General features: G+C 63.0%; 2 protein-coding genes. Both read right to left on the minus strand.

All coding sequences use genetic code 11. The features are described 5' to 3' along the window. Nucleotides 1–200: 200 nt before the first annotated feature. Nucleotides 201–638, minus strand: coding sequence for a nuclear transport factor 2 family protein (locus KBA48_RS20725; protein ID WP_292909915.1), 438 nt, complete (start codon nt 636–638; stop codon nt 201–203). Between the two features lie 140 nt (nt 639–778). Then, on the minus strand, nt 779–2,794 hold the full coding sequence (locus tag KBA48_RS20730) for an NADPH-dependent 2,4-dienoyl-CoA reductase (RefSeq protein WP_292909917.1): 2,016 nt from the start codon (nt 2,792–2,794) through the stop codon (nt 779–781). Nucleotides 2,795–3,047: the final 253 nt, after the last annotated feature.

Here is a 3,047-nt window from a genome sequence, read left to right on the forward strand (position 1 = left end):
CAGCGGGTGGGAGGGTGAGGGAGACCAAGGTACCCGCCCGCATCAGCGGGTGGGAGGGTGAGGGAGACCAAGGTACCCGCCCGCATCAGCGGGTGGGAGGGTGAGGGAGACCAAGGTACCCGCCCGCGTCAGCGGGTGGGAGGGGGAAGGTGAGCATGGTCCCCACAACCGCCAGCAGCGGCGGCCAAAGGCTGTCGGGATCAGGCTTTCGCCTTGAAGGTCGTCATTTCCTGGCCGACGCGACGCCCCATCTCGGCCGCCAGGGCCTGCAGGCCGCTCAGGGGCCGGATCATCACCTCGAACTCGCAGATCAGGCCCTGTTCGTCGAAGCGGATGAAATCAATCCCCTTCACCTGCTTGCCTTCCACCGTGGCGGCGAATTCCAGCACGACATTCAGCCCGTCCGCCGTTACGGCGGTGCGGTGATAGGTGAAGTCGCCGAAGACCCGCATGACGGTGCCGATGGCCAGCAGCAGGGCATCCGCCCCTTCATAGGCTGTATGGGCCACCGGCGACCGGAAGATCGCCTGTTCATGGGTGATGCCGCGCAGGGTGTCGATGGACTGATTGGCAACGATCTCGTGCCAGATGGCCAGAGAAGATGCTGCGGCCGGGTGTAGGCCGGACGGCTGGGTCATGGATTTTTCCTTTTTCCGTCAGGTGGATCATACGAAGGTCAATAAGTATTAACCTTCGTATCCGCGCCGACTGGCGCGGCGGCGGCCCATGCCGCCGAAGTCAGTAAATCCTGACAAGTCAGGATTTACTGACACGCGTATCAGAGGGTGGCGGCCAGGCGCGTGCCCTGGTTGATGGCTCGCTTGGCGTCCAGTTCGGCGGCGACATCCGCCCCACCAATCAGGTGGACAGGGATGCCCCACGCCTCCAGATCGGCCTGTAGTTCCCGCAGCGGCTCCTGCCCGGCACAGATCACGACATGATCGACATCCAGCACCTGATTCTGAGCGCCGATGGTCACATGCAGTCCGGCATCATCGATCCGGCGATAGGTGACGCCGCCGATGGTGGCCACCCCATGCATTTTCAGGACAGTCCGGTGGATCCAGCCCGTGGTGCGGCCCAGATTCTCGCCCAGTTTGCCTTCTGTGCGCTGCATCAGGAAGACCTGTCGGCCATTATGCTCGGGTTCCGGCTTGGTGCAGCCGCCCGCATGGCGGTAATCGGGATCGACACCCCATTGTTTGAAGAAGCGGTCCGCCGAGGGCGCCTCGTGCCGCTCCACCAGATAGGTGCTGACGTCAAAGCCGATGCCACCGGCCCCGATCACAGCCACCTTCCGGCCCACCTGCACCTCGTCGCGCAGCACATCCAGGTAGCCCAGCACCTTGGGATGATCGATGCCCTCTATCGCCGGCTTGCGCGGGACCACGCCGGTGGCCAGTACCACGTCGTCAAACCCGCCCTCGGCCAGCATGGCGGCATCGGCGCGGGTGTTGAGGCATACCGTGACGCCCTTCAGCTCCAGTTGCCGGCGGAAATAGCGCAGGGTCTCGTTGAACTCCTCCTTACCGGGGATTTTCCGGGCAATATTGAACTGCCCGCCGACCTGTGCCGACGCTTCGAACAGGGTCACCTTGTGCCCGCGCTCGGCAGCGGTGACCGCAAAGGACAGGCCCGCCGGGCCGGCACCGACCACGGCGATATTCTTGGGCGATGCCGTCGGGGTGATGATCAGCTTCGTCTCATGACAGGCGCGAGGGTTAACCAGGCAGGAGGTGATCTTGCCGCTGAACGTATGGTCCAGGCAGGCCTGGTTACAGGCGATGCAGGTATTGATCTCATCGGCCCGGTTCTCGCGCGCCTTGGTCACAAAATGCGCATCGGCCAGGAAGGGGCGGGCCATCGAGACCATGTCGCAATAGCCTTCAGCCAACAGATTGTCGGCCACCTCGGGGGTATTGATGCGGTTGGTGGCGATCAGCGGGATCGACACCTTGCCCTTCAACTGCTTCGTCACCCAGGCAAAGGCCGCGCGGGGCACGGAGGTGGCAATGGTGGGGATGCGCGCCTCGTGCCAGCCGATGCCGGTATTCAGGATGGTGGCCCCGGCCGCTTCGATGGCTTGTCCCAGTTGCACCACCTCCTCCAGCGTCGATCCGCCCTCCACCAGATCCAGCATGGACAGGCGATAGATGATGATGAAGTCGGGGCCGACTTTCTCCCTGATACGGCGAACGATCTCGACAGGCAGCCGGATACGGTTCTCATAAGATCCGCCCCATTCATCGTCACGATGATTGGTACGGGCTGCGATGAACTCGTTGATCAGATAGCCCTCGGAGCCCATGACCTCGACCCCGTCATAACCGGCCCTCTGGGCCAGGGCGGCGCAGCGCACGAAATCGTCGATGTTCTCTTCCACCTCCTCCCGCGTCAGGGCGTGGGGGACAAATGGGTTGATGGGCGCCTTGATCGCTGACGGGGCGACAAGGTCCTGCTGATAGGAATAGCGGCCAAAATGCAGAATCTGCATCGCGATCTTGCCGCCTTCCCTATGGACGGCCTCGGTGACGATACGATGATGCTCCGCCTCTTCCTCCGTCGCCAGTACCGCGCCAAACGGGGCGGGGCGCCCGCGCTCATTGGGGGCGATGCCGCCGGTGACGATCAGCCCGACCTCGCCGCGCGCCCGTTCGGCATAAAAGGCGGCCATCCGCTCAAAGCCGTTTGGCGCTTCCTCCAATCCCACATGCATCGATCCCATCAGCACGCGGTTGCGCAGGGTCGTGAACCCCAGGTCGAGCGGCTGAAGCAGGTGGGGGTAGGCCGTCATGTCGTTATCCTTTATGCAACTGGTTGAATAAAACATGATCGCCCGCGTGACCATCCGCAACCTGTTTCAGAACATGGCCGGACCGTTACCGCCTGCGTGCCCCTCATGGCCGGTGTTTCGGGCCTATTTCAAAAAAGTGACGATTGTCTGCAGAAAGGTGTTGCGTTGTTGTGAGGGGGTGTCCTATACCCCGGCTCCCGCAGCGAGGCGGCCCTGGTGGTTGTGGCGCGGCGGACGGATCTTGGTGGTGTAA

Origin of the sequence: Niveispirillum sp. (genome assembly GCF_017996735.1) — a bacterium.
GTDB lineage: Bacteria > Pseudomonadota > Alphaproteobacteria > Azospirillales > Azospirillaceae > Niveispirillum.